Consider the following 3,063-nt stretch of genomic DNA (forward strand, 5'->3'; position numbering starts at 1 on the left):
ACACGGATTCCCCGGCCGGGCCCCCAGTAATCCACAGCGTTGTCCCCATCTTGTGTACGGACGCGGGATGGGTGTAGACGCGGCCCTTCGCCCGGGGGAAGGCGAGAAGAGGAGCGCGACGCGTCACGAGCGGGCTTCGAGGACGGCAGCGCGCGGCGGCAGGCCCAGGGGACCGCAGCAAGCCGCAGAGCAGCCGCAGGAAGCCGAAGAGCCGCCCCGTGGCGTACGGGACGGCTCTGGCGGTGCCGGGACGGCTGGGGGCGCTGCGGGCGGGGCTCAGCCCTTGCGCGACTGGCTCTTGATCCGGTTGGTCAGCTCGTGGACCTGGTTGTAGAGCGAGCGGCGCTCGCCGAGCTGCTGGCGGATCTTGCGGTCGGCGTGCATGACCGTCGTGTGGTCGCGGCCGCCGAACTGCTGGCCGATCTTGGGCAGCGACAGGTCGGTGAGCTCGCGGCAGAGGTACATCGCGATCTGCCGGGCCTGCACGAGCACCCGTGAGCGCGACTGCCCGCACAGGTCGTCCATCGTCAGCCCGAAGTAGGCCGCCGTCTGGGCCATGATCGTGGCCGCCGTGATCTCCGGCCCCGAGTCGTCGGGGATGAGGTCCTTGAGCACGATCTCGGCGAGGGCCAGGTCGACGCCCTGCCGGTTGAGGCTGGCGAACGCCGTCACCCGGATGAGGGCGCCCTCGAGCTCGCGGATGTTGGTCGAGATCTTGCTCGCGATGTACTCGAGCACCTCGGGCGGTGCGGCCAGCCCGTCCTGCGCGGCCTTCTTGCGCAGGATCGCGATCCGCGTCTCCAGGTCCGGCGGCTGGACGTCGGTGATGAGACCCCACTCGAACCGGCTGCGCAGCCGGTCCTCCAGCGTCACCAGCTGCTTGGGCGGGCGGTCGCTGGACAGCACGATCTGCTTGCTGGCGTTGTAGAGCGTGTTGAAGGTGTGGAAGAACTCCTCCTGGGTCCCTTCCTTGTTCTCCAGGAACTGGATGTCGTCCACGAGCAGGATGTCGACGTCGCGGTAGCGGTCGCGGAAGGCGGACTGCCGGTCGTCGCGGATCGAGTTGATGAAGTCGTTGGTGAACTCCTCCGAGCTCACGTAGCGCACCCGCACGCCGGGGTAGAGATGCGGCGCGTAGTGCCCGATCGCGTGGAGCAGGTGGGTCTTGCCGAGCCCGGACTCCCCGTAGATGAAGAGCGGGTTGTAGGCCTTGGCCGGCGCCTCCGCGACGGCGACGGCGGCCGCGTGGGCGAAGCGGTTGCTCGCGCCGATGACGAACGTCTCGAAGACGTAGCGCGGGTTGAGCCGTGGCGGCTCGGCCTCGCGGCGCACGCCCGGCTCGCGCCCGGTGCCGGGGCGGAACGGGTCCGCGGCGACCGGGCCGGCGGCGGGCACCGGCGAGGGGACCGGGGCAACGGGGCCGGTCGAGCCGGCCGTCGCAGCAGCCGCGGCGCCGGCGGCCTCGGGCACTGGAGCGGGCGCAGGCAGCGGAGTGACCGGTGCGACGGAGTCGAGCGCCTGCGGGCCGGCACCGTCGGTGGCATGGGGCGCGGCGCGGTGGCCGGCGGAGTCGTCCTCGCCGGGAAGGCCCGTGGCCGCGGGGGCCGGCTGGCCGTCGTCGGTGAGGTTGAGGTCGGGGTCGACGGTCACCGCGACGCGCACGTCGTGGCCCAGCGCGCGGGCCAGCGTGGCGGCGAGCAGGCCGCGCAGCTCGGTCTCGAGCTGGTGCTTGGTGAAGTCGTTGGGCGCCGCGATCAGCGCGGTCCCGTCGAGCAGGCCGACCGCCTTGGTCAGGCGCAGGAACGACCGCGAGCGCGGTGCCAGCTCCGCCTCGACCACGAGCTCCTCCAGAGCCCGTCGCCACACAGCGGCGAGGTTCAACGACTCGTCGGCCACCGGTCCTCCTCGTCATCCTGCAACGCCCGGTGCGCACGAGCCGGGCTCAGCCTGTTTCCACAGCCGTGTCCACAGGTTGGGGACGGGCGGTACGGCGGACGACGCTAACAACGGCGGGCAGGTCGTTCAACCGCCTCCGGCAACGCCGTTCGTCCGGGTGCATCCCGGAAGCTCGGGAGTGGCACCTGCAGGTGCACCGGGCGACCGGGAGGAACTTCTCCTCCGGCGTCAGCGTGTCGCCACGGCGACGCCGAACGTGCTGGGAGAGACTATGCGGCTGAGTTTGCCGCCGTGTTGCGGGGGACCCCTCGCCGTGCGTGCCGTGCCGTGGGTTTGACCGTCCCCGAGCGGCCCCCGTACCGTGGGTTGGTCGAGCAGTGCCTGACGGCTGCCCGAATCCTTCCGGTGCGCTCACGACCACGGTCGCGGACGCCGGTCGGGAAGCCAGACCCGTCAGGCATCGCCCTTCCCCCGGAACGGACGCAGGAGCCTCAACCCGTGAGCAAGCGCACCTTTCAGCCGAACAACCGGCGTCGCAGCAAGACCCATGGCTTCCGGCTGCGCATGCGCACCCGCGCCGGGCGCGCCATCCTCGCCGCGCGGCGCAGCAAGGGCCGCGAGCGCCTCTCCGCCTGACGGGCGGCCCACCTCCCCCGAAACGGTCCCCGTCCGTGCTTCCGGCCGCTGCGCGCCTGCGCTCCCGAACCGACTTTGCCGTCGCTCTTCGGCGCGGGCCGGGTAGCGGCCGGGGTGCGAGCCGGTGCGTGGTCGTCCACGTGCGGCTTGCCGAGCCCGAGGCGGGGACGCCGGTCGCCGAGGTCGCGGCCGTCGCGGCGGACGGCGCCGGCGGTACGGGAGGGTCGGCCCCGGTCTCGACAGCCAGCAGCCAGCCGGCGAGCTTCCCGCTCGTCGGCTTCGCTGTGTCCCGGGCCGTGGGCAACGCAGTCGTGCGCAACGGCGTACGCCGTCGGTTGCGCGCGCTCGTGCGCGACCGCCTGGACCTGCTGCCCGCGGGCTCGCGCGTCGTGGTGCGGGCGCTGCCGGCGTCCGCGGCGGTCCGGTTCTCGGTGCTCGCGGACGAGCTCGACCGCGCCCTGGGCCAGGCCCTGCGGGCTGCGCGCCGTCCGGCCCAGAGCCCGGCGTGAGCACGGGATGAGCACGGCATGA

3 protein-coding genes are annotated in these 3,063 nt (G+C 72.8%); 2 read left to right on the forward strand and 1 reads right to left on the reverse strand.

Translation table 11 applies throughout. The features are described 5' to 3' along the window. Positions 1 to 276 precede the first annotated feature (276 nt). Entirely contained in the window at positions 277 to 1,839 is a 1,563-nt protein-coding gene (dnaA, locus tag G9H71_RS21825; RefSeq protein WP_407939787.1) for a chromosomal replication initiator protein DnaA, read from the reverse strand. A gap of 555 nt (positions 1,840 to 2,394) precedes the next feature. Here dnaA and rpmH point away from each other — a divergent pair. Both rpmH and rnpA read left to right on the forward strand, forming a co-directional pair. Then, positions 2,395 to 2,532 carry a 50S ribosomal protein L34 gene (gene rpmH / locus G9H71_RS21830; RefSeq protein WP_166284873.1) on the forward strand — a complete coding sequence of 46 codons (138 nt, stop codon included), beginning with the start codon at positions 2,395 to 2,397 and terminating at the stop codon, positions 2,530 to 2,532. 35 nt (positions 2,533 to 2,567) lie between these two features. After that, complete coding sequence (rnpA, locus tag G9H71_RS21835) at positions 2,568 to 3,041, forward strand: ribonuclease P protein component (protein ID WP_166284874.1); 474 nt, start codon at positions 2,568 to 2,570, stop codon at positions 3,039 to 3,041. Positions 3,042 to 3,063: the final 22 nt, after the last annotated feature.

Source organism: Motilibacter deserti, assembly GCF_011250635.1.
Taxonomy (GTDB): Bacteria; Actinomycetota; Actinomycetes; order Motilibacterales; family Motilibacteraceae; genus Motilibacter_A; species Motilibacter_A deserti.